The organism is Mediterraneibacter sp. HA8405 (assembly GCF_056148955.1).
Genome location: NZ_CM148758.1, coordinates 970,747 through 993,560, shown reverse-complemented (window position 1 = coordinate 993,560; position 22,814 = coordinate 970,747). Strand labels below are relative to the sequence as shown.

The following is a 22,814-nucleotide window of genomic DNA, read 5'->3' as shown; positions in this document are numbered from 1 at the left end:
GCCGGCATTTTGAGACTTTATACATGCAGGTACTGCTGCCGGGCTGAATTGTTATTCTTCACCACTTTGTATAGTCTCATGCAGTGACAGACTATTTTGTGTACTTTCTGTGTACAGCCCCCGGAAAACGTGGTAAAATCGTTTCGTTCGGGTTTTATTCCCACATATCAGAAAATCAGGAGAATGATCATGAATTCCATTCATACACAAAACAAACATATTAATCTGCATGCTCTGCAGGAAGGGCTGCGGGACGGCATTCCCATTGCGCTGGGATATCTTGCCGTTTCCTTTTCTCTGGGCATTGCGGCACAGGCGGCGGGCCTGACTCCTTTTCAGGGATTTCTGGCAAGTATCACGACTAATGCCTCTGCAGGTGAATACGCATGCTTCATGGCCATATCCACCGGAGCCGCCATTACGGAGCTGCTGCTTATTATGCTGATCACCAACGGCCGGTACCTGCTGATGAGCTGTTCTCTCAGCCAGAAATTTTCTCCCGGGACGCCTCTGCGCCACCGGCTCCTGGCCGCCTTTGCCATTACAGACGAAATCTTCGGAATCTCCATTGCCAGAGGCGGATATCTGAATCCGTATTACATGTACGGCGCGATTCTGATCGCTTCGCCCTGCTGGGCGCTGGGAACCGTTCTGGGCATTGTGGCCGGAAATATTCTGCCTCTCAGAGCGGTAAGCGCACTGAGCGTGGCTCTGTACGGCATGTTTCTGGCTGTTATCGTTCCCCCGGCCAGAAAGGAAAAGATCATCGGCGTGCTCATTGTAGTCAGCTTTGTATTAAGCTTTGCTTCGGAACACCTGCCCGTTGTCTCTTCCCTTTCCTCGGGAACAAGAACCATTATCCTGACCCTGGTGATTTCGGCTGCGGCCGCCGTCATCCGTCCGGTAAAACTTACAGAAGAGGAGAAGTCTGATGAGATACAGTAATTACATTTATATTTTTATCATGGCGGCTGTTACTTACGCGATCCGTGCCCTGCCGCTGACTCTGATCCGGAAACCGATTAAAAACCGCTTTCTTCAGTCTTTTCTTCACTATGTGCCTTACGTTACGCTTGCGGTTATGACATTTCCCGCCATCCTTACTGCCACACAGTCTCCTGTGGCCGGGGCCGCCGCGCTGGCGGCAGGGATTGCGGCGGCCTGGCTGGGAGCCGGACTGCTGCCGGTGGCCGCGATCTGCTGCGGAGTAGTATTTGTACTGGAGCTTTTTCTCTGCTGATGCTTCTGCGATTTCTGATCTGTCTTCTGCGCAGTATAAAGCAGGGGCGGGGACTTGCCTGATCTGATTAAATCACAGGAGGATTGTAAATGTGGCGCCTCCTCCCGGGGTGTCACTGACCTGAATCCTTCCCTTCAGCATCTTTGTCAGTTCTTCTGCTATACTGAGACCCAATCCAAAATTCGCCTTATTCGTATGCGACTTATCCCCGCTGTAAAAACGGTCAAAAATATACTTTTTGTCTTCAGCGGAAATCCCCTGCCCGTGATCTGTTATGGAAAAAGAAATCTGTTTTCCCCTGGGGGCAGCCTTTATTTCAATCAGCGAATTATTCTCCGAGTGCTGAATGGCATTATCCATAAAGATGCACAAAATCTGGAATAACCTGTCTTTGTCCGTTGTTAATGCCGGATAAGTGTCCTCTGACAGTTCCAGTTTCAGCTCAATTCCGTTTTTCAGACAAGTCTGTTCATAGGTTTCGTAAAGCGTAATCAGCAGCGTGTCGATTTCAACTTCACTCTTATGTAAGGTCCATGCCTTTGCGTCAGAAGAAGCAAGAGTCAGCATATCCTTTACTAAACGGGACAGTCTCATACACTCTGACTCTATAGTGCCCGCTGCCTGCTTTGCTGTTTCATCCAGCGACCTGTTGTCCAGAATGGAATCTGTATTTGCAATCATAACAGCCAGCGGGGATTTTAATTCGTGGGATGCCGTGGCGACAAAATCTTTCTGGCTTTTCAGGATACGTTCTGTGGGCATAAATGCCTTTCTCAGCAGAAACCGCATTATAACAAGCACACCTGCCAGAGCAAGCATCCATGCGGCAGAATACCGCGGAAGCAGTCTGACTAAAATGGTTTTCAGATCTGAAACCGGATAAATGAAAGCAGCCTGATATTCATACTGTCCCGCCGCGGCAATTGACGCAGGGATTGCGTAATAACAGTTCTGCTCTGTACCGGTTATTTCATAAATTCCGCCCTGTGACGTAACTGTGCCGTCCTCCTCTCCTTCCGGAACAATCTGCTGCTGACTGTTCTGCTCTGAAATATCCTCCAGCAGTATATCTGTCTGCGCAGGAAAAGCAAAATCACTCTGGTAGATCTCCTGTCCTTCGGTATTTTCGATTACTGCATACAGATGATATTTTTCCTCATAGGAGCGGATCGTGTTTTCCATATCCGACGGGGTATTTTCGAGCTGATAGATCAGCAGCGTAGTCATCCTCTGAAACATCGTACTTTCATTTGTTCTGTCCGTACTGACAGCACTGACCACCGCAAAGGATATCACAAAAGTAATGATCAGCATGACCGAAACAGTAAAAAGAATATAGAGTTTTTTATATAGACTATTCAGCATGGTTTTTCTCCAGTTTATATCCTGCTCCGTAAACCGTTGTTATTTTACAGAAGCTGTTCAGTTCTCTCAGTCTCTTCCGCAGAAATGATATGTAGTTATCCACATTTCCCGCTTCTACTTCTGATGAAGTGCCCCAGATTTTTAAAACCAGCTGCTCTCTGTTAAAAAGCTTTTCAGGGCTTTGGATGAGTACAGAAAACAACTCCGTTTCTCTGGCCGTAAGCTGTACGGATTTCCCATCAGAAGATAACTTTCTGTTTTCTTTGTCAAAAGTCAGATCCCCGTACTGCAGCTTTCCGGACAGCTGCAGATCCGCCGGGCGTCTTGTCAGTGCCCGGACTCTTGCAGAAAGTTCTCTGATATGGAAGGGTTTTACCAGGTAATCATCTGCTCCCCCGTCCAGGCCTTCTATTCTGTTGTCCAGGGCGTCCATGGCGGTAATAATGATAACGGGAATGCGAATTCCTTTTTTTCTCATAGCCTTAATAATCGTCAGACCGTCTATAACCGGCAGCATACGGTCGATAATCGCAAGATCGTAAGCGTACTCTGTATTCAGCGCATAAAACATGGCTGTTTCCCCGTCGCTGACACAGTCCACAATATACTTTTCTTTTTCCAGAGCTTTCTGTATCACTGAACAAAGCTCTGCATCATCTTCTACAAGAAGTATTTTCATATTTCTCAGTCCCTCTTCTTAAATTTCTCCCTATTATATCAGAAAAAGTCTGTAAAAATCCTCTAAAAAGTGTTTCGGACTTTCTCAGGATTTACAGGATTTTTAGAAAGGTTCTGTTCTAGAATAAGGCCGCATCAAAAATGAAAGGTGGAATACAGAATGAAACGAAAAATTCTCAGAAGGACAATTTTAACAGGATTATGTATCTTTGCACTGGCCGGCTGCGGACAAAGCGGCTCTGACACGCCCCGGACGCCGGTACAGTCTGACAGCGCCGGCGGCAGCTCAGGCGCCCCGGACACTTTCGCCAGTAACAGCGGCGGCAGTATCATTGACTCCGCGGCCCTGACCGGAAATGTAATCGACTTTTCAGACAGTGGCTGTTCTGTCAGTCAGGCACAAAAAATTGAAGGCGGCGCCGCTTTAAAATCGGAAGCGGAGGGGCAGGAAAATAAAGAAAACGCCGTTACTGTGAATTACAGCGCTGACTGCGAATTTCTCCTCGCTGAACTGAACACACAGGCTGAAGATCTCACGAATGTAACCCGCGGCTCAGTTTCTGATATAAAGAAGCAGTCGATAGTTTATGTGTACGGTAATTTCATCGACGCTCATAACTTAAACGCAGACAAAATTATTATTGCCCGTTTTGAACAGAGGTGACTGCTATGAAATTTTATCAGCTTGCACTGAAATATCTGCTGAGAAAGAAATCGAAAACATTTTTACTGTTTTTTGTGCTGCTGCTTGTAAACACAATGATTCTGAGCATCTGTATGATCCTGCGGGCCACAGATAAGTCCATGCAGTCCATGCAGGCAAAAATGTCCTCGAAAATCATTGCCGAAGTATCAGACGCGAATACCGGGATTACGGATGCCGAGGCGGAACAGATCCGGAATCTGCCGGACGTGGGCTTCGTAAACCGGATCGGAAGATATGAAGCATTTCCGTCAGATTTTTCGCCGGTTACCGCAAACGCTTCTTCGGAGGAAGATAACCGGAAAGTGGCCCTGCTCTCCTATGATGATCTGGAAAAGGACAGTCCGTTTTCTGAACTGCAGTATCATCTGACTTCCGGCGGATATATAACAGAAAATACAAGAGGCGCCGTTATTCATGAATCACTGGCGGCTCAGAATGGGCTGCAGATCGGAGATAAACTGGAGCTTTCCGGAGAAAACGGCGATACGGTGTCTGTTACGATTACAGGACTGTTCCGGTCCGCAGGGAGAATTGAGGATAAGCAGCCCGCCGCGGCGACAGCTGTCAACCGGATTGAAAACCAGATTTTTATTGATAACGGAACCTGTAAAGAATTGCTGAAGGACAGCAGTTTTTATCAGCTTTCCATCTATACAGAAAACCCGGAAAACATAAATTCTCTCCGGAGTCAGGTTCAGGAAATATCAGGCGGCAAAGCAGATATCCGTACGTCGGACGCTCTTTACCGGCAGATGTCTGCTCCCCTGGAACAGATCAGCCGTACAGCAAAACTTATGCTGGCGCTGACTTTATCAGCAGGTACCATCATCGTCTCTCTGCTGCTGTGTATGTGGATGAGGACAAGGCACAAAGAAATGGCCGTCTTTCTGAGTCTGGGAAAGAAAAAAAGCAAAATCATACTGCAGGTATTCTGCGAGTCCGGAATCGTTTTTCTTGTATCTGTACTCGCTGCTGCCCTGGCAGGAAACGGTGTTCAGACATTTTTGCAGGATATGATTTCCGGCCCGGAAACAGCAGATACGGGACTGACTGTCCTGCTGGGAATAAGGGATGTGGGCGCGCTGGCGGGATTGGGAACCATCCTTGTTTTCATCGCTTTATGCGTCTCGCTTATTCCGGCATTAAGAGCAAATCCAAAGGATATTTTAGCAAGAATGGAGGGATAACAGATGAACTTTTTCAAACTGGCAGAACGCTCTGTCTTAAGAAAACCGGTAAAAAGTATTCTGCTTTTACTGATTGTATTTGTAATCAGTACCCTGCTTTTGTCCGGTATGTCGTGCAGAAATGCAAGTGTAGAAGTGCAGGATAAAACCAGGCAGGCAATCGGCGCCGGTTTCCTGCTGGAAAAGAATGACGAATACAGAGCGAAACGCATTAACGAATTATCAGAAAAGCTGGGAGAGAAAGAAGGAGAGCTGGACGGCTATTATCAGAAGAAAATTGTCGTAAACGGGAGTATAAACTGGAATACGGGCACAACCAATTCTTTTGAAACACTGAATCTGAAAGATATTGAAAAAATCTCTGAAACAGAGGGAATAAGCGACTATAATATCACGACAGCCATAACCGCTGTCAACCCTGTTAATTTCCGCAGAATCGAGGACAAAGACACAGACCAGAGCGCGGACGAAGGCGGCGTAAGTCTGATCGGGAACCGGGATATGAAGATGGATACCAACGTCCTCTCCGGAAATCTCCGGATCAAAGAAGGCCGGATGGTACAGCCGGATGATACGGACGTGTGCGTAATTTCCCAGGAGCTGGCTCAGGCAGATAATCTGAAAATCGGCGATAAACTTTCGTTCAATGATTACCACGACAAAGAGAACTCGCCAGCTGCAGAAGCAGAGATTATCGGGATCTACCAGGTCAGCCAGAAAATGAGCCCGCTCATGCAGGGGGATACCTACCGCTCTGAAAATGTAATCTTTACAGATTTATACTTCCCTCAGAAAGCAGAGGGCGAAACAAGTCCTCTGTTCCAGAGAGCATATTTTAAAGTCGGAAATGTCAATGATTACGACACAGTAAAAGAAAGAATAAAAGAAGCAGATATAGACTGGCAGCAGTACGATTTAATCGATAATAATGGAAATTCCGAAACCATGTCCTCAAATTTCAATGATCTTGACAAAATCAGCGAAACAATGATTGCTGTTATTTCTGCGGCCGGCTTCTTTATCCTTATTTTCGTTTTTCTCTTCTGGATCAAAAACCGCGTACACGAAATCGGCGTATTCCTTTCTCTGGGAATCTCCAGGCCGGCAATTATCGGACAGATCTGGACCGAAGCTGTAATGACGGCATTTCTTTCTGTCCTGCTGTCCTTCGCGGTTGCTCCCGCTGTATCACGGACAGCAGCAGATTATCTGGTTGCCCGTCAGGTACAGCAGGCCGAAGAGAAAGCGGAAAATGACAGCGGAAAAGTAGCGACCGAATATACCGCCCCGCAGCAGAATGTGCAGAAAGTAAATGTAACCATTACTCCTGCCATGTATCTTGCCGACGGAGCAGGCGTACTTCTGCTTATTACTTCATCTGTCATGATATCCGGGATATCGGTATTAAAAAGGAATCCAAAGGATATTTTATCGGAAATGAGTTAACACAAGGAGGATCTGACAATGCTGGAAATAAGAAATGTATATTACGCTTATAAATCCAAAAAGAGCAAAACCATTCTGAACGGTGTTTCCGCTGTTTTTGAAGAAGGCGTTTTCTATTCAATTATCGGTGCAAGCGGGGCAGGAAAAACAACTCTTTTATCCTTGCTGGCGGGATTAGATGTCCCGCTCAGAGGCACCGTTCTCTGCAATGGAGAAAATATTCAGAAAAACGGATTAAACTACCACAGAAAACACAATATCTCTCTGGTCTTTCAGAATTATAACCTGATTGATTACCTGACTGCCGTGGAAAATGTAAAGCTGGGCGGCAGGAAAAATCCGGAACGGCTGCTCACAGAAGTCGGTATTGAAAAAGAAGACTGGAAAAGGAATGTGCTCCAATTATCCGGCGGCCAGCAGCAAAGAGTTGCCATCGCCAGAGCTCTGGCCAGCGACGCTCACGTACTGCTGGCTGACGAGCCCACAGGCAATCTTGATGAAACTACCGCAGATGAAATTATCACTCTCTTAAAAAAGACCGCCCACGAACTCGGCAAATGCGTGATCGTTGTCACACACAGCCGGCACCTGGCAGAAGAAGCCGATCAGGTGCTGGAAATAAAAAATGGTGCCGTCTCCGTCCGTTCTGAGTGATATAGATTCGGATTTGTATAATTTGAGAAGGGACGCCGGCTATATTCATATCCTGAATCCAGGCAGCAGTATCCCTCACAATTCCAAATTGCAAGAAGAAAGCAGGAGCTGTTCCGACTGCAGCTGGTTGGATCTAAAGCATCACTACTGCCTGGATCACCTGCCGTCTCCGCCGTTAAAGCACCCCTTTCTTTTTTGGTTTATGAGGATCTGCGACGGGAATTTCCGGACTGAGGAACAGAAAAACGGAAGTCCGGAGAGTTTTTGGATGCGCCTTTCAGAAGAGGGGGACAGGGAATTCTGATGACTTTGGAATGAGTTTAGAAAAATAGGAACCTGAGAATCAGCGTCAGGATTTACAGCGGGCTCTGTCCGAGCGCATGCGAGTTAGCCCGCTGTAAATCCTGTTTTTAGCTGATTTCCAGGTTCCGTTATTTTTCTTAACTCATGGAACGGAAACAGAATTCCCTGTCCCCCTCTTCTGAATCCGTCTGCTAAAAACTTTTTTCCTTCCGAATTCTGCGTTTTTCTCCGGAGATTCCCTTCGGCAAATCCGAATTTAATACCGATTATCGAATATCCTTGTGGATTTTTTCTCGCTTCTCGGCAGGTCGCCCACAGACACCGGTTTTACATGCACCAGTATACCGATTTTTGTCTTGAACGCTTTCTGGATTGCCTCTTCTGCCTGCTTTTTATCCACGCCCTTGTTTACCTCTACAAATAAGGTGCACTCATCTTTTCCGAAGAGGTGGTCCAGCATGAACTGGTATTCGCTGGACGCCTCAGGCACTTCTTTTAACATTTCCTCGATCTGGCTGGGGAAGATGTTGACTCCCTTTACTTTTACCATATCGTCGGTACGTCCGATCAGAGTATCAATCCGCGGGAATTTAGAACCGCACCTGCACTCGCCGGGGATGAATCTTGTCAGATCATGGGTGCGGTACCGGATCAGCGGCGCGCCCTGTTTCCTCAACGTCGTAATAACCAGCTCACCCACTTCACCATCCGGAACAGTTTCGCCGGTTTTCGGATCCACGATCTCAAAATACAGATAGTCATCCCAGTAGTGCATTCCGCACTCATACTCACAGCTCATGGCGATTCCCGGTCCGTATACTTCAGTCAGTCCGTAGATATCATACAGCTGTACTCCGAGCTCGGCGGCAATACGGGCGCGCATTTTGCTTCCCCATCTCTCTGAACCGATCACACCTTTTTTCAGATGAATCTTATCCGTCAGTCCTCTTTTCCCGATCTCTTCTGCCAGAAGGAGCGCATAGGAAGAAGTCGCGCACAGTACGGTTGCTTTCATATCCTGCATCATGCGAAGCTGTTTTTCCGTATTTCCCGGGCCCATGGGAATGGTCATGGCTCCCAGATACTCCGCCCCCGCCTGAAATCCGATTCCTGCAGTCCACAGTCCGTATCCCGGCGTGATCTGAATCCGGTCAAGGGCTGTAATTCCGGCCATCTCATAGCAGCGGGCAAACATCTTCGCCCAGTCTTCCACGTCCTTCCGTGTATAAGGTATAATAACCGGAATTCCTGTTGTTCCCGAGGAAGAATGAATCCGGACGATTTCCTCATCTGGTACTGCCTGAAGTCCCAGGGGATATGCTTCCCTCAGATCACCCTTCCAGGTAAAAGGCAGTTTCTCAAAGTCTTCCTGGCTCTTAATTGATTCTACGTCAATATCCTTGAATTTTTCTTTGTAAAAACAGTCCTTTGATGTAAGCTGACGCAGGTTTTCCTTGATCATCTCAAACTGCAGCTCCGTCATTTTCATATTACATTCCTCCTGCTTTCCGGCCAAGCATCAGGGCCTTTTCATTTAAAGCAATAAACTTTTCTTTCACATTCTTTCTGACCGCGTCCAGCATTTCCTCCGGCGTGATGCCGAGCACACCGCTCTGCGCCGCCGCGCCGAGGAGCGCCACATTGAGCACTTTCGGCGAACCCGCTTCCCTGCAGATCGCCTCCCCGTCAATGAGGATCAGCTTTCCTGCATGTTTCTCCAGGTAAGCAGTCATTTCTTCCGCATTATAACTGCTTCCTCCCAGACTTGCCGTTACAGGTTTGACAATCCGGCTGTCAGCAATAACAAGGCCGTCTTTTTTCAGATAAGGCAGGCATCTGACCGCTTCTCCCGGCTCAAAAGCCAGGATCACGTCCGCGCTTCCCACAGGAACCTGAGGAGAATAGATATCATCTCCAATCCGCACATGGCTGACAACGGAGCCGCCTCTCTGGGCCATGCCGATGGTCTCGGCGGTCCGCACAAAATTTCCTTTTTCCATAGCAGCATAGGCAATCAGTCTGGAAGCCAGTACAACCCCCTGGCCGCCGACGCCGCACAACAGACAGTTCTTATTCATGACAGTCCACCTCCCCGATTGCTTCAAACGGACACACAGCCGCGCAGACACCGCATCCATAGCACAGCGATGGGTCAATTTTTACCGTATCCCCTTCTGTTACAATGGCCGGACAGCCCAGCTCTTTAATGCATACCTTGCATTTCCGGCATTTCTTCTGTTTTACTTCATAACATTTTCCGGATCTGGAAACCGCGATACAGGGAGAACGGAAAATCACCGCGCGCACGCCGCTTCCCTGCGCGGCCTCTTTTACCGTATTAACCGCTTCATTCAGATTCAGGGGATCACACTCATAAATCCGCTCCACGCCGATCCCCCGAAGAATGGCAGGTATACTGATCTTTGCAGCCACATCTCCCATAATGGTCTTCCCGGTTCCCGGATGAGGCTGATGGCCGGTCATGGCCGTAGTCGAGTTATCCAGCACCACCAGCACAATATCATTTCCATTGTATACTGCATTTACCACTCCGGTTATTCCGGATGCAAAAAATGTGGAATCTCCGATAAAGGCAAAATTTACAGCGTCCGGCTCGATCACATGAAGTCCCTGGGCGATAGTCACTCCTGCGCCCATACACAGGCAGGTATCCACCATATCAAGAGGCTTTGCATTTCCCAGGGTATAGCATCCGATGTCACCGCTGAATACCGCTTTTTTACCCTTCATAGCCTTTTTCACGGCATAGAAGGAAGCCCGGTGGGGACATCCGGCACAGAGCACCGGAGGACGCACGGGAAGTTCCGGAGCATCTGAAACGACCTCTGCGGCGGATGAATCAGCCGTCGTGTCATTCCCTTTTTCCTGCAGGAAACGTGCAAGATCTTCCCGGATACTTTCTGTGCTGTTTTCGCCGGCATTTTTCGTATGCCCGGTAAGCTTTCCATATATATTTACCGGCAGATGATGCTTTCCGGCAATCTGCAGCAGCTGTCTTTCAATCATGGGATCCAGCTCTTCCAGCACAAGCACCTCATCCAGTTCTTTCAGGAACCGGACTGCCAGCTGCTCCGGGAAAGGATGAGGCGTTGAGATCTTCAGAAGAGGAGTTCCTTCCGGAAGCACTTCTCTTGTATAGGCATAGCTGATGCCCCCTGTCACAATTCCCTTCTTTTTATTTCCCTCCAGAATAAAATTCCGTTCATAACCGGACAGTATTTCCGACAGTTCCGCGTTTCTCTTTTCAATCTTTACGTGATTCAGATAGGATGTGCGCGGAAAGATAACCCAGCGCATAGTATCCTTGATAAATCCTTCCGGCTCACTCACTTCCGGCTCCGGCAGAAGCTCGATGCTGGCACATGCATGACAGACTCTTGTAGTCGGACGGAACAGAACCGGCGTCTGATATTTTTCCGAAAACTCAAACGCCTCTCCGATCATCTCATAAGCCTCTTCCGGTGAAGACGGATCAAATACCGGAAGTTTTGAGAACTGGGCAAATGTTCTGGTATCCTGTTCTGTCTGTGAAGAAATCGGGCCGGGGTCATCCGCAGAGACAATCACCATGCCTCCCTTGACACCCATATATGCCAGGCTCATCAGAGGATCCGATGCAACATTCAGCCCCACCTGTTTCATGGTAACCAGCGTCCGGGCTCCGGCGTATGCCGCGCCTGCTCCTACTTCCATGGCTGCCTTTTCATTCACGGACCACTCAACATGAATACGGCCGTCATTATGCTTTGCAATCGTTTCAAGTATTTCCGTGGACGGGGTTCCCGGATAGCCGGCCGCCATACGCACGCCTGCGCGGATTGCGCCCAGGGCGATGGCTTCATTTCCCATCACAAGTATCTTTTTACTGCTCATATGTAAAAGCGCTCCTTTTTTTCATACTATTTTCGTATTTTACCACACTAAAGTAAGAAAAGAAACAGAAAAAGAAAAATCTCTTTCCCGGAGATAGGGGGTATGGTATAATAATTGCGCTTCACGGCGCTTCCTTTTCTGCGCCGTAATATAATGACTGTGATAACATTCAGGGAAAGGAACATAAAATATGTGGATTGCAGATAACTGGTCAGACTATGAGGTTATTGACTGTTCAAAAGGGGAAAAACTGGAACGCTGGGGAGACTATATTCTCGTCCGTCCGGATCCTCAGGTCATCTGGGACACGCCCCGGAAACACAGAGGATGGAAACACCGGAACGGCCACTACCACCGCAGCAAAAAAGGCGGCGGTGAATGGGAGTTTTTCAGTCTTCCCAAACAGTGGCAGATTCATTACGGCTCTCTTACCTTTAATCTGAAGCCCTTCAGCTTCAAGCACACCGGTCTTTTCCCGGAGCAGGCCACCAACTGGGACTGGTTCTCGGAAAAGATCCAAAGCGCCGGACGCCCCGTAAAAGTGCTCAATCTTTTTGCCTACACCGGAGGGGCCACGCTGGCAGCAGCCGCGGCAGGGGCGCAGGTCACTCATGTAGACGCGTCCAAAGGTATGGTCACATGGGCCAAAGAAAATGCCGTATCCTCAGGACTGAAAGACGCGCCCATCCGGTGGCTGGTGGACGACTGTGTGAAATTTGTGGAACGGGAAATCCGCAGAGGAAATAAATACGACGCTATTATTATGGATCCTCCCTCCTACGGACGGGGACCCAAAGGGGAGATCTGGAAGATCGAAGATATGATTCATCCGCTGATTCAGCTGTGTACGAAGATCCTGTCTGACAGACCGGTCTTTTTCCTGGTGAATTCCTATACCACCGGTCTGGCGCCGTCTGTGCTGACTTACATGCTGGCTACGGAGCTGAAACCATGGAAAGGGCATGTCCGGGCTGAAGAAATCGGACTTCCGGTAACCGAATCCGGACTGATTCTTCCCTGCGGCGCCTCGGCAAGGTGGGAAGCGTAGACGCATATGCAGTCACAGACCGGCTTCTGCAGCAGAAAGCATTTTTTAAACATACAGGGGGATAAGATAAAATGAAACAACTGATACAAAAGAAAGCGGCAGAATATTTCTTTTACTTTATTCTGTATTCCTTCATCGGCTGGGTCTATGAAGTGTTTCTGGAAGTTGTAGTTTACCGCTGGGGATTCTCCAACAGAGGGGTTCTGTTCGGCCCTTACTGTATCATATACGGCGTGGGAGCTCTGATTCTCATTTTCACCCTCGGCGGATTAAAGAAAAAACGAATCTGCCTGGGCCGTCTGTGCATCACGCCGATTCTTGTTTTTATCGGAATTGTGGTAATCACAACCGTACTGGAACTGGCCGGAAGCTATATCATGGAGCTTCTCTACGGAGAGTGGCTGTGGGACTACACCCGTTTTTCATTTAATTTCCAGGGACGCGTTGCCCTCAACCCGAGTCTCCGTTTTGGTGTGGGAGGCATGATTTTCCTCTATGTATTTCAGCCTCTCTTTGAAAAACTTACAGCCCGCTGGTCTGACCGGATTCTTTATACGGTCAGTACCATACTGGCGCTTTTGTTCCTGGCAGATGTCATTTTTACACTGCTTTGATTTTACTGAATATTTCTCCGATAGGGGCGGCAATGCTCAGTTCGGCGCGGACTGTCTTTGCCGTCTCTGATTTATTAATCACAACCAGATGTTTTCCGCCGAAATAATCAATAAATCCTGCTGCCGGATACACAACAAGAGATGTGCCGCCGATAATCAGCGTATCTGCCGCGGCAATAGCCTCTACGGCGCCCTGGATTGTCTTCGGATCCAGTCCTTCCTCGTACAGAACCACATCCGGCTTAATCACGCCGCCGCATTCACAGCGGGGGATGCCGGAAGTCTTTTTTACATACTCCGCGTCGTAAAATCTGCCGCACTCCATACAGTAGTTCCGGTGGATGCTTCCGTGCAGCTCATACACATTTCTGCTGCCTGCCGCCTGGTGAAGCCCGTCAATATTCTGGGTCACTACCGCAGTCAGCTTTCCGGCCTGCTCCAGCTCTGCCAGCTTATAGTGAGCCGGATTGGGCTTTGCGTCAAGGATCATCATTTTCTCTTTATAGAAGTCATAAAATGCTTCTGTATGCTGCATGAAAAAGCTGTGGCTTACCACCTGTTCAGGGGAATACTTATACTGCTGGTGATAAATCCCGTCCGCGCTTCTGAAATCCGGGATTCCGCTTTCCGTGGAAACTCCCGCGCCGCCGAAGAAGACAATCCGGCTGCTGTCATCAATAATTTTCTGCAGTTCTTCTATTTCCTTTTCATACATGGCATATCTTCTCCTTTCATCCCTGTTCTCTGGTTTAATCTGCCTGCAAATGTCCCTTTTCGATATGTTTATCCATAATCTCCAGCATTTTCTCCCACACAATCTCCGATGTCTCAGGGATGCGCGCGTTGCGTCTGCATACCTGGGATTTGTGTACGCCGTGCTCTTCCCAGCTCTTTCCATCAGAAGCGTCATTCAGCATAAGGGGCTGGAAATTATCCAGCAGATGGGCGTATTTTGCTTCCGCCGTCTCATACGCTTCAAATTCATCCCACAGCTCCCGTAAATAAGTTCCCTGGTCTTCCGGCAGTATTCCGAAAATCCGGTCCGCGGCCTTCACCTCCCGCTCTCTCTTTGTCGCTGCCCCTTCTGTGTCGTACGCATAGGTATCACCGGCGTCAATTTCCACCAGATCGTGAATCAGAACCATTGTCATAACCCGGCCCAGATCTGCATATTCCTTCATATGTTCCTTCAGAAGCACTGCGGCCAGTGCCAGATGCCAGGAATGTTCGGCGTCATTTTCCTTTCTCTTCCCGTCTGCCAGGTAAGTCTGTCTGAAAATATTTTTTTCCTTGTCCACTTCCGTCAGGAATGCGATCTGCTTTTCCAGACGGCTTTTTTCTTCCTGATTATTTTTCTCCATTATACTCATCCGCCTTTCCTTCTCTGCTTTCTATCTGCCATTATAGCACATGTTTTCCGCAGCGGAATATTTTACTTTTCCTCCATGTGCGGATTCCCGCATAATCCCTTTCCGGTTTTTCAAAACCGGCCCGGACAATTTCCCCGCGAAGCACAAAAATCCCCTGCATCCAAAGCTGCTGCCTTGTCATGCAGGGGATTTTCCCGCTTTTTCATATTTTACAGGTCAACTTTTCCTGTTGTGTCGCCGTTTACTACATAGTAAGCTGCAGACTCTTCCGGTTTCAGATAGATTTTAACATCCTTCATATCGCCGACTTTGTTCTTAAGAACTTTTGTCCAGATCTCTTTAACTTTCTGGAAAATCTCTTTCTCCGTGTACTCTTTGCCTGCAAACTGAAGGAAGATTTCTGTCTTAACCTCAGCCTTTTTTGCCGGTGCTTTCTTAGCCGCCGGTTTCTTAACTGCCGCTTTCTTAGCCGGAGCTTTCTTTTCAGCCGTCTTTGTCTCTGCTGCCTTTGTCTCTTCTGGTGTATCTACTAAAACTGCTGCTTTTGTCTCAAGCTTCTTTGTTGTGTCTTTTTTTGTCTCAATGGCTTTCGCAGTCGCTTTTTCTGCCTTAACTGCCGGTTTTGCTGTTTCTTTTACTTCAGCGGCCGGCTTTACTGCTGCCTTTTTTTCAGTTGCTGCCTTTGTTGTTGAAGATGCTTTTTTTACTGCCATACTTGTTTTTCCCTCCTAAAACTAATTCCAACCAAGTATTTTCCGCCGCCGGCATATTACTGCCGGTGCCGCTTAGACTTCATCTTATTCCTCAAAGTTCCAATGGGATTGTACATCATTTTTTTGTAAACGTCAAATTTTTTATTCATTATCCGGGTTTATCCGGTCTTTTTGCTTTTTTCGCCATATCCCCTGAAAAAATCAGACAGTCCGTTCAGCGTCTTTATCAGTACCGGAATTTCCTGCTCATCCAGATTTTCAAGTACAGCCTCTGTCATTTTTTTATGGTATTCTTTATGATGGCTGAAAGCTCTTTTCCCTTTCTGAGTAAGACCGATAAACACAACTCTGCGGTCTTCTTCACTCCGTTTTCTGACTACATATTTCTTATTTACCAGACTGTTGATGGCCGTGGTCAGGGAGCCTGCCGTTATGCCCAGTTTTTTTGCCACAACAGACATGGTATTCCCTCCGGAAAGACCGATTGCCTCAATGATATGCATATCGTTGTTGGTTATATCCTTGAATTCGTCGGTTATAATCGCTTCTTCTTCCAGCTTCAGTATTTCGTTAAATAAATTGACCAGAATATCATTGATTGTTTCATATGCATTCACCGGTCTGTCTCCTTTCTTTCCGGGCGGTCTTCTCAATGCGCAGCATTGGAACACCTGTTTTCAGATAAGGCCCGCAGGCAAATCGAAAGCTTTCATTCTTCTTTGCCGCGTTCAGGCAAACAGCGCCTGCATTACCTCACTGACTGTCTCTATTTTCTTTGATTTATATGCTTTTGCTCCGCAGAACAGAAGTCCTTTTTCCACATTTCCCTTTACCGCGTCAATCAGGCTGTCTGTAATGCAGTATGGGATCTGGGACGGGTTACATTTTGCCAGACATCCGTGACAGGGGCTGTGTCCGATCTTTTCCCCGTTCATCACACGTTTCATCAGAGGATTTATAATCGCTCTGCCCGGCATGCCCACCGGACTTTTCACGATCTGAATATCTTCTTCTGAAGCATTGATATAAGCCTCTTTGTACCGGATATCCGCATCGCATTCCTCTGTAGTGACAAACCGTGTAGCCACCTGTACGCCGTCCGCGCCCAGCGCCATCACACGCTTTACATCCTCGCTGTCATAGATTCCTCCGGCCACAACAACAGGAATCCGGATCCCATATTTCTCTCCATAGCCTTTCACAGTAGCTATTATCTTTTTAATTTCTTCCCCATAGGACTCTTCTGTATAACTGCAGAGCTCTTCTTTCTGGAATCCCAGATGTCCGCCTGCCAGAGGTCCTTCAATCACCACAAGATCAGCCGTACGTCTGTACTTCCGGTCCCAGTATTTGAGAATCACTTTTGCGGATCTGTCAGTGGAAACAATCGGCGCTATTTTCGTCTGACTCCCCTCCGTCAGAGCCGGCAGATCCGTAGGAAGCCCGGCGCCGCAGATAATGATATCGGCTCCGGCCTTTACTGCTGCCTTTACATGAGCCGCATGCTCCTTCAGCGCTGTCATAATATTGTATCCTATGATCCCGTCCGGAGAGATGGCTCTGGCTTTTTTCATTTCACTTTCAATGGCTCTTATATTTGCCTGGGCCGGATTTTTATCAAATTCCGGATCTCTGTAGCCGATCTGGGCCGTGGAAATGATCCCGATACCGCCTTCTTTTGCTACAGAACCGGCCAGCCGACCCAGACTGATACCAACGCCCATTCCCCCCTGTATAAGTGGAAATCTGGTGATTTTATCACCTATCTTCAGATTTTTCATGTTATCCTCACATTTCATTTTACAGCAGCGGATCTTCCCCGGCCGTCCGCAGGATTCTCCCGGACGCCCGGCAGCCCGATGCGCAATTTATATATTCCGGAATCTTTTATATCGTCTGACGGTCAGTTCCTCCGGATCCATAACCGTATATTTTTCAAGGAAATCCATGATCTGAACTTCCAGATCCATCGTCACCGGTTCCATGGTTTCCGTCGTAAACTCCTCCGGCTCCGCAATAACCTGTTCCACAATTCCAAGTTTCTTCAGATCATCTGCTGTCAGCTTCATTACCTCAGCCGCCTCAGCTGCCCGTTTGCTGTCCTTCCAGAGAATACTTGCAAATCCCTCCGGCGAAAGGACAGAATAAATGGCGTTTTCCAGTATCCATACTTCATCGGCCACTGCCATGGCAAGTGCGCCGCCGCTGCCGCCCTCACCAATCACAACGGAAAGCACCGGAACTTTCAAACCGGAAAGTTCATACAGATTTCTTGCAATTGCCTCTCCCTGTCCCCGTTCCTCTGCTTCCAGTCCGCAGAACGCGCCCGGAGTATCAACAAAACAGATGACCGGCCGGCCGAACTTCTCCGCCTGCTTCATAAGACGAAGGGCTTTTCTGTATCCGTCCGGAGAAGGCATGGAAAAGTTCCGGTCCAGATTTTCTTTTGTAGTCTTTCCTTTTGCCTGGGCGATCACTGTCACCGGCATGCCGTGAAAGTGAGCGATACCCCCTACAATCGCATGGTCATCTTTAAAATATCTGTCTCCGTGGAATTCCATAAAATCATCAAACAATGCCTCTATATAATCGGTTCCTACCGGACGGTTTTTCTTTCTGGAAATCTGAACACGATCCCATGCGCTTAAGGATTTTTCTGTTGTTGCAGACCCGGCGTACATTTTACGCGCCGCTTTAACATTTGTATCCGAAAAACCTTTTTCACAATGCATCTTCAGGATCTGACCCAGTACATCTTTCATTTCTTCCCGTTCAATAATACGGTCCACAAAGCCGTGCTCCAGCAGAAACTCCGCTCTCTGAAAGCCTTTCGGAAGCTTCTGCCCTATAGTCTGCTCAATAACTCTGGGCCCTGCAAAACCAATCAGAGCCTTTGGTTCTGCAAGAATAATATCGCCCAGCATGCCGAAACTTGCCGTAACGCCGCCGGTTGTAGGATCTGTCAGCACAGTAATATACAGAAGTCCTGCATCGCTGTGTCTTTTCAGCGCTGCCGCAGTCTTCGCCATCTGCATCAGAGAAACGATCCCCTCCTGCATCCGGGCTCCTCCGGAACAGGTGAAAATAATTACCGGAAGTTTTTCTTCTGTAGCACGTTCCACCGCGCGGGCGATCTTCTCCCCCACAATATGTCCCATGCTGGCCATCATAAAACGGCCGTCGCAGATACCAAGCACGGCAGGATTGCCGTTGATTGACACTTTCCCGGTTACAACCGCCTCGTTCAGGTGTGTGCGTTCCTTCAGCCCGGCCACCTTTTCTTCATATCCTTTAAAATCAAGGGGATTGACAAAAGCCATATCCTTATCCCACTCTTCAAAAGAGCCTTCGTCTGCAATCATCTCCACACGCCGGTAAGCATGCACGCGGAAATATCCTCCGCATTTCGGACAGATATAGTATCCGTTTTTCACATCTTCCGCGATAATCGCGGCGCCGCATTTATTACATTTGCGCATCAGTCCCTGGGGAACTTCCGGCCTGGCACTCTTCAGCGCAATATAATGCTGACGGCTGCTTGTTTTCTTAAACATATTCTGTAGCTTCATTTGAGATTACCTCCAAAAAGGGGTCAGGCACTTTCCAAAAGGGGTCTGACCCCTTTGGAAAAGTGCCTGACCCCTTTTGGTCAAATTATCTGACAACTTACATTTTTTCTATAAACTCAATATCAATGTCTCCTGATACGAAATCCGGATGATTCAGTATTTCGTACTGGTAATCCACATTTGTATCAATTCCTTCTATGATCACTTCTCCCAGTGCGCTTCGCATCTTGCGGATGGCCTCGTTCCTGTTTTTTGCGTGAACAATCAGTTTTGCCAGCATGGAGTCATAATACGGAGGCACGGTGTACCCACTGTAAATCGCCGAATCAATGCGCACTCCCTTTCCGCCGGGCAGATACATATCTGTAATCGTTCCCGGCGACGGGCGGAAATTTTTCTCCGGGTTTTCTGCATTGATACGGCATTCAATCGCATGCCCTGTAATCCGGACATCTTCCTGCTTATAGCTCAGCGTTCTGCCGTCTGCAATACGGATCTGCTCTTTCACCAGGTCAATACCTGTAACCCACTCGGTTACCGGATGTTCTACCTGGATTCTTGTGTTCATTTCCATAAAATAGAAATTTCCGTTCTTTTCCAGAAGAAACTCAATTGTTCCGGCATTCGTATAATTCGCTGCCTTCGCTGCCTTTACCGCTGCTTCTCCCATTTTCTGACGAAGCTCGGGAGTAAGAGCGACAGAAGGAGATTCCTCGATCATTTTCTGGTGATTTCTCTGGATCGAGCAGTCTCTTTCTCCCAGGTGAATCACATTGCCATGCTGATCTGCCAGAATCTGAAATTCAATGTGCCGCGGATGCTGTACAAAGTGTTCAATGTACATGGTATTGTCGCCAAAAGCCATCTGGCTCTCCTTCTGAGCTGTCTTGAAGCTGTTCTCAAACTCTTCCGGCGTCTCGGCAACGCGCATGCCCTTTCCGCCGCCGCCCAGAGCAGCCTTTACAATAACCGGATATCCGATCTCAGCTGCCACTCCGGCGCCGGTCTCTGCGTCATAAATCGGATCCTTGCTTCCGGGAATAACCGGAACTCCGGCTGCAACCATTGTATTTCTGGCTTCCGCCTTATTTCCCAGTCTCCGGATTACTTCGGAATTTGGTCCTATAAATGTAATATTGCACTGTTCACACAGCTCTGCGAATTTGCTGTTTTCCGACAGGAAGCCAAATCCGGGATGGATGGCGTCCGCACCGGAAATAAGCGTTGCGCTGATAATATTCTGCATATTCAGATAGCTCTCAGAAGACGGAGCCGGACCAATACAGACAGCCTCATCTGCCAGCTGTGTGTGCAGCGCCTCTCTGTCGGCTTCCGAATACACCGCAACTGTCTCAATCCCCATCTCGCGGCATGCCCGGATAATGCGGACCGCTATCTCGCCGCGGTTTGCAATCAATACCTTTCCAATCATCTCTGCACTATTCTCCTACCATAAATGTCAGCTCCGCACTGACAACAACTTTTCCATTGACAGAAGCGATTGCTTCTCCAACTCCTACAGGTCCTTTGCGTTTGATAATCTTTGTCTCAAGTTTCAGTGTATCCCCCGGGAATACCATTCCCTTGAAACGACATTTCTGAACACCGCCGAAGAAAGCGATCTTGCCTTTGTTCTCAGGGACACTTAAAATCGCGACAGCCCCTGCCTGAGCCAGCGCCTCAAGGATCAGCACGCCCGGCATAACCGCTTTCTGCGGGAAATGTCCTTTAAAAAAATCTTCTCTGTAAGTTACGCATTTATATCCCACCGCAAATTCGCCCGGCTCATAATCCTCGATCTTGTCAAGGAGAAGAAACGGATGTCTGTGGGGAATGATCTCCTGGATCTGCTCTATGTTCAAACTGTTCATATCCTGTGCACCTCTATTCTTAATATAGGCCGGCATGTGTGCTGCGCCGCTTCCGTCCGCTCATGCCAGCTCAAATCCGCTGCTCTGCAGCTCCTTTTCGCTGTATGGCTGCCGCCATATGCCCCGCATGTGCTGTGTACTGCACGCTTCCGTCCGCTCATGCCAGCTCAAATCCGCTGCTCTGCAGCTCCTTTTCGCTGTATGGCTGCCGCCATATGCCGGTATAAGGTTTTTGACCGCCTGCGGACCAGTCCGCGCGGCTCAAAAACCTTATGCCGGCGCATGTGCGGACTAGCTGATGACAAAGAGTGGCTGGCCGTATTCTACTGCCTGGCCGTTTTCTACAAGAATTTCTGTTACGGTTCCTGTGAAATCACTTTCAATTTCGTTCATCAGTTTCATTGCCTCAACGATCGCCAGCACCTGGCCCTCTTTTACGCTGTCTCCGACTTTTACAAACGGATCCGCGTCTTCAGCCGGAGCGGCATAGAATGTTCCGACCAGAGGAGATTTTACAACTTTTCCTTTTACTTCACTCTCTGCAGATACTGCGGCAGAAGCCTCTGCATCTGCCGGTGCGCTGACCGGAGCCGCAGCCGGAACCGGAGCCGGTGCTGCCGCCGGCATTACTGCCGGAGCGATAACAGGCGCTGCTGCCGGAGCGGCCGGAGCCTGTACCTGAATAATTTTGTCACTTGTTTTTTTCAGAGAAAGCTTTACGCCGTCTTCCTCATATTTGAATTCTGTAAGCTCAGAATCTGAAACAGCCTTTACTAATTCCAATACCTGCTCAACCTTCATTGCACGCACCTCTTACCCTTCATATTTCTTTAACAACAGTGTCGCGTTATGTCCGCCGAATCCCAGAGAATTCGTAAGGACATAATTGATATCCTTCTCAACCGGAGCTCCTACCGTGTAATTCAGATCGCATTCCGGATCTACATTTTCCGTACCTATTGTCTGATGGATAAATCCATCCTGAATACTCTTCACACATACGACAAATTCCACACCGCCTGCCGCGCCCAGCAGATGTCCGATCATGGACTTCGTAGAGTTGATCTGCACGTTCTTCGCCGCGTCTCCAAGAGCATATTTGATTGCTCTTGTCTCGAACAGGTCGTTGTGATGTGTGCTTGTTCCGTGGGCATTGATATAATCAATCTGTTCCGGCTCCACGCCTGCTTCCTGCATGGCCAGTTTCATAGCCATTCCGGCACCTTCGCCGTCCTCTGCAGGGGAAGTAATGTGGTATGCGTCGCCGGTTGCGCCATATCCCACAAGTTCCGCGTAGATTTTCGCGCCTCTTGCTTTCGCATGCTCCAGCTCTTCCAGAACAACAATTCCGGAACCCTCGCCCAGAACAAATCCGTCTCTGTCCTTGTCAAACGGACGGGAAGCGTGTTCCGGATCATTTGTTGTGGAAAGCGCCGTCAGTGCGGTAAATCCTGCAATTCCCGTGGGGCATACAGAAGCCTCTGTACCGCCTGCCACCATTACGTCCGCGTCTCCGTACTCGATCGCGCGGAATGCGTCTCCGATACAGTGCGTACCGGAGGCACAGGCTGTTACCACGTTTGTACATTTTCCTTTCAGGCCCAGCTGAATGGAAATATTACCTGCCGCCATATTGGAGATCATCAACGGAACCATCAGCGGGTTCACCTTATTCGGTCCCTTTGTCAGGATCTTCTCATAGTTTGTCTCCACACACTGAAGGCTTCCGATACCGGAACCCACAATAACGCCGCAGCGGAACGGATCTTCATTTTCCATATTCAGCTCTGCGTCTTCGAAAGCCTCTTTCGCCGCAGCAACCGCATACTGTGAAAAAAGCTCCATTCTCTTCGCTGCCTTAAAGTCCATGCGCTCCTTCGCAACAAATCCTTTTACTTCTGCCGCAATCTGCACTTTGAACTCAGACGCGTCAAATTTCGTAATCGGTCCGATTCCAACCTTACCTTCTTTAATTCCGGCCCAGAACTCCTCCACCGTATTTCCGATCGGCGTCACAGCACCCAGCCCGGTCACTACAACTCTTCTCTTCATAAAACAATTCCTTTCCCAGAATCAGATCTCCTGTTTTCCTCTCAACTACATTCTTTTCCTGAAGATTCAGTTTTCTGTACAATCCGTCAGGATACTGTCCGCAG

Annotated in this window: 23 protein-coding genes; 8 read left to right on the top strand and 15 right to left on the bottom strand. The window is 48.4% G+C overall.

The genetic code is table 11. The features are described 5' to 3' along the window. Window positions 1-189: 189 nt before the first annotated feature. On the top strand, window positions 190-945 hold the full coding sequence (locus AC0QUU_RS04640) for an AzlC family ABC transporter permease (protein WP_474544892.1): 756 nt from the start codon (window positions 190-192) through the stop codon (window positions 943-945). Beyond that, window positions 932-1,240 carry an AzlD domain-containing protein gene (locus AC0QUU_RS04635; RefSeq protein WP_474544891.1) on the top strand — a complete coding sequence of 103 codons (309 nt, stop codon included), beginning with the start codon at window positions 932-934 and terminating at the stop codon, window positions 1,238-1,240. Before AC0QUU_RS04640 ends, AC0QUU_RS04635 begins: the two co-directional genes overlap by 14 nt. Before the next feature lie 72 nt (window positions 1,241-1,312). Here AC0QUU_RS04635 and AC0QUU_RS04630 read toward each other — a convergent pair whose 3' ends face one another. Both AC0QUU_RS04630 and AC0QUU_RS04625 read right to left on the bottom strand, forming a co-directional pair. Further along, entirely contained in the window at window positions 1,313-2,605 is a 1,293-nt protein-coding gene (locus AC0QUU_RS04630; RefSeq protein WP_474544890.1) for a sensor histidine kinase, read from the bottom strand. After that, on the bottom strand, window positions 2,595-3,284 hold the full coding sequence (locus AC0QUU_RS04625) for a response regulator transcription factor (protein WP_474544889.1): 690 nt from the start codon (window positions 3,282-3,284) through the stop codon (window positions 2,595-2,597). Before AC0QUU_RS04625 ends, AC0QUU_RS04630 begins: the two co-directional genes overlap by 11 nt. Window positions 3,285-3,443: 159 nt before the next feature. Here AC0QUU_RS04625 and AC0QUU_RS04620 point away from each other — a divergent pair, with 159 nt between their 5' ends. Genes AC0QUU_RS04620 through AC0QUU_RS04605 form a run of 4 tightly spaced genes read left to right on the top strand, consistent with a single transcriptional unit; the run spans window position 3,444 to window position 7,276 of the window. Further along, on the top strand, window positions 3,444-3,947 hold the full coding sequence (locus tag AC0QUU_RS04620) for an LptM family lipoprotein (RefSeq protein WP_474544888.1): 504 nt from the start codon (window positions 3,444-3,446) through the stop codon (window positions 3,945-3,947). A 5-nt stretch (window positions 3,948-3,952) separates the two neighbouring features. Then, a complete protein-coding gene (locus AC0QUU_RS04615; RefSeq protein ID WP_474544887.1) occupies window positions 3,953-5,176 on the top strand; it encodes an ABC transporter permease in 1,224 nt (407 codons plus the stop codon). A gap of 3 nt (window positions 5,177-5,179) precedes the next feature. Further along, on the top strand, window positions 5,180-6,622 hold the full coding sequence (locus AC0QUU_RS04610; RefSeq protein WP_474544886.1) for an ABC transporter permease: 1,443 nt from the start codon (window positions 5,180-5,182) through the stop codon (window positions 6,620-6,622). Window positions 6,623-6,640: 18 nt separating this feature from the next. After that, window positions 6,641-7,276 carry an ABC transporter ATP-binding protein gene (locus AC0QUU_RS04605; RefSeq protein ID WP_474544885.1) on the top strand — a complete coding sequence of 212 codons (636 nt, stop codon included), beginning with the start codon at window positions 6,641-6,643 and terminating at the stop codon, window positions 7,274-7,276. A gap of 559 nt (window positions 7,277-7,835) precedes the next feature. On the opposite strand, the gene AC0QUU_RS04600 is transcribed toward AC0QUU_RS04605, so the two are convergent. Genes AC0QUU_RS04600 through iorA form a run of 3 tightly spaced genes read right to left on the bottom strand, consistent with a single transcriptional unit; the run spans window position 7,836 to window position 11,473 of the window. Then, window positions 7,836-9,068 carry a phenylacetate--CoA ligase family protein gene (locus tag AC0QUU_RS04600; protein ID WP_474544884.1) on the bottom strand — a complete coding sequence of 411 codons (1,233 nt, stop codon included), beginning with the start codon at window positions 9,066-9,068 and terminating at the stop codon, window positions 7,836-7,838. Between the two features lies 1 nt (window position 9,069). Next, complete coding sequence (locus tag AC0QUU_RS04595; protein ID WP_474544883.1) at window positions 9,070-9,657, bottom strand: indolepyruvate oxidoreductase subunit beta; 588 nt, start codon at window positions 9,655-9,657, stop codon at window positions 9,070-9,072. Next, the gene (iorA, locus tag AC0QUU_RS04590; RefSeq protein ID WP_474544882.1) at window positions 9,650-11,473 is read right to left on the bottom strand and encodes an indolepyruvate ferredoxin oxidoreductase subunit alpha; all 1,824 of its coding nucleotides are present in this window, start codon (window positions 11,471-11,473) and stop codon (window positions 9,650-9,652) included. The genes AC0QUU_RS04595 and iorA overlap by 8 nt, the downstream gene beginning before the upstream one ends. Before the next feature lie 190 nt (window positions 11,474-11,663). Here iorA and AC0QUU_RS04585 point away from each other — a divergent pair, with 190 nt between their 5' ends. Both AC0QUU_RS04585 and AC0QUU_RS04580 read left to right on the top strand, forming a co-directional pair. Then, window positions 11,664-12,521 (top strand): class I SAM-dependent methyltransferase, encoded by an 858-nt coding sequence (locus AC0QUU_RS04585; RefSeq protein WP_474544881.1) that lies wholly within the window; start codon window positions 11,664-11,666, stop codon window positions 12,519-12,521. A gap of 71 nt (window positions 12,522-12,592) precedes the next feature. Continuing rightward, window positions 12,593-13,135: a putative ABC transporter permease gene (locus AC0QUU_RS04580; protein ID WP_474544880.1), complete on the top strand. Its 543-nt coding sequence runs from the start codon at window positions 12,593-12,595 to the stop codon at window positions 13,133-13,135. On the opposite strand, the gene AC0QUU_RS04575 is transcribed toward AC0QUU_RS04580, so the two are convergent. The 10 genes from AC0QUU_RS04575 to fabF all read right to left on the bottom strand — a co-directional run bounded on the left by AC0QUU_RS04575 (window position 13,122) and on the right by fabF (window position 22,710). Then, complete coding sequence (locus tag AC0QUU_RS04575; RefSeq protein ID WP_474544879.1) at window positions 13,122-13,850, bottom strand: NAD-dependent protein deacylase; 729 nt, start codon at window positions 13,848-13,850, stop codon at window positions 13,122-13,124. The two genes, AC0QUU_RS04580 and AC0QUU_RS04575, sit on opposite strands and share 14 nt — an antisense overlap. 34 nt (window positions 13,851-13,884) lie before the next feature. After that, on the bottom strand, window positions 13,885-14,496 hold the full coding sequence (locus AC0QUU_RS04570; RefSeq protein ID WP_474544878.1) for an HD domain-containing protein: 612 nt from the start codon (window positions 14,494-14,496) through the stop codon (window positions 13,885-13,887). Window positions 14,497-14,714: 218 nt separating this feature from the next. Next, window positions 14,715-15,218, bottom strand: coding sequence for a DUF6465 family protein (locus AC0QUU_RS04565; RefSeq protein ID WP_474544877.1), 504 nt, complete (start codon window positions 15,216-15,218; stop codon window positions 14,715-14,717). 158 nt (window positions 15,219-15,376) lie between these two features. Beyond that, window positions 15,377-15,835 (bottom strand): MarR family winged helix-turn-helix transcriptional regulator, encoded by a 459-nt coding sequence (locus tag AC0QUU_RS04560; protein ID WP_474544876.1) that lies wholly within the window; start codon window positions 15,833-15,835, stop codon window positions 15,377-15,379. A 111-nt stretch (window positions 15,836-15,946) separates the two neighbouring features. After that, a complete protein-coding gene (locus tag AC0QUU_RS04555; protein ID WP_474544875.1) occupies window positions 15,947-16,999 on the bottom strand; it encodes an NAD(P)H-dependent flavin oxidoreductase in 1,053 nt (350 codons plus the stop codon). Between the two features lie 87 nt (window positions 17,000-17,086). Next, window positions 17,087-18,787 (bottom strand): acetyl-CoA carboxylase carboxyltransferase subunit alpha, encoded by a 1,701-nt coding sequence (locus AC0QUU_RS04550; RefSeq protein ID WP_474544874.1) that lies wholly within the window; start codon window positions 18,785-18,787, stop codon window positions 17,087-17,089. A gap of 97 nt (window positions 18,788-18,884) precedes the next feature. Further along, window positions 18,885-20,219: an acetyl-CoA carboxylase biotin carboxylase subunit gene (locus AC0QUU_RS04545; protein WP_474544873.1), complete on the bottom strand. Its 1,335-nt coding sequence runs from the start codon at window positions 20,217-20,219 to the stop codon at window positions 18,885-18,887. Window positions 20,220-20,226: 7 nt separating this feature from the next. Continuing rightward, window positions 20,227-20,658, bottom strand: coding sequence for a 3-hydroxyacyl-ACP dehydratase FabZ (fabZ, locus tag AC0QUU_RS04540; RefSeq protein ID WP_474544872.1), 432 nt, complete (start codon window positions 20,656-20,658; stop codon window positions 20,227-20,229). A 291-nt stretch (window positions 20,659-20,949) separates the two neighbouring features. Beyond that, window positions 20,950-21,459: an acetyl-CoA carboxylase biotin carboxyl carrier protein gene (accB, locus tag AC0QUU_RS04535; protein WP_474544871.1), complete on the bottom strand. Its 510-nt coding sequence runs from the start codon at window positions 21,457-21,459 to the stop codon at window positions 20,950-20,952. A gap of 12 nt (window positions 21,460-21,471) precedes the next feature. After that, window positions 21,472-22,710 carry a beta-ketoacyl-ACP synthase II gene (fabF, locus tag AC0QUU_RS04530; RefSeq protein ID WP_474544870.1) on the bottom strand — a complete coding sequence of 413 codons (1,239 nt, stop codon included), beginning with the start codon at window positions 22,708-22,710 and terminating at the stop codon, window positions 21,472-21,474. Between the last annotated feature and the right edge of the window lie 104 nt (window positions 22,711-22,814).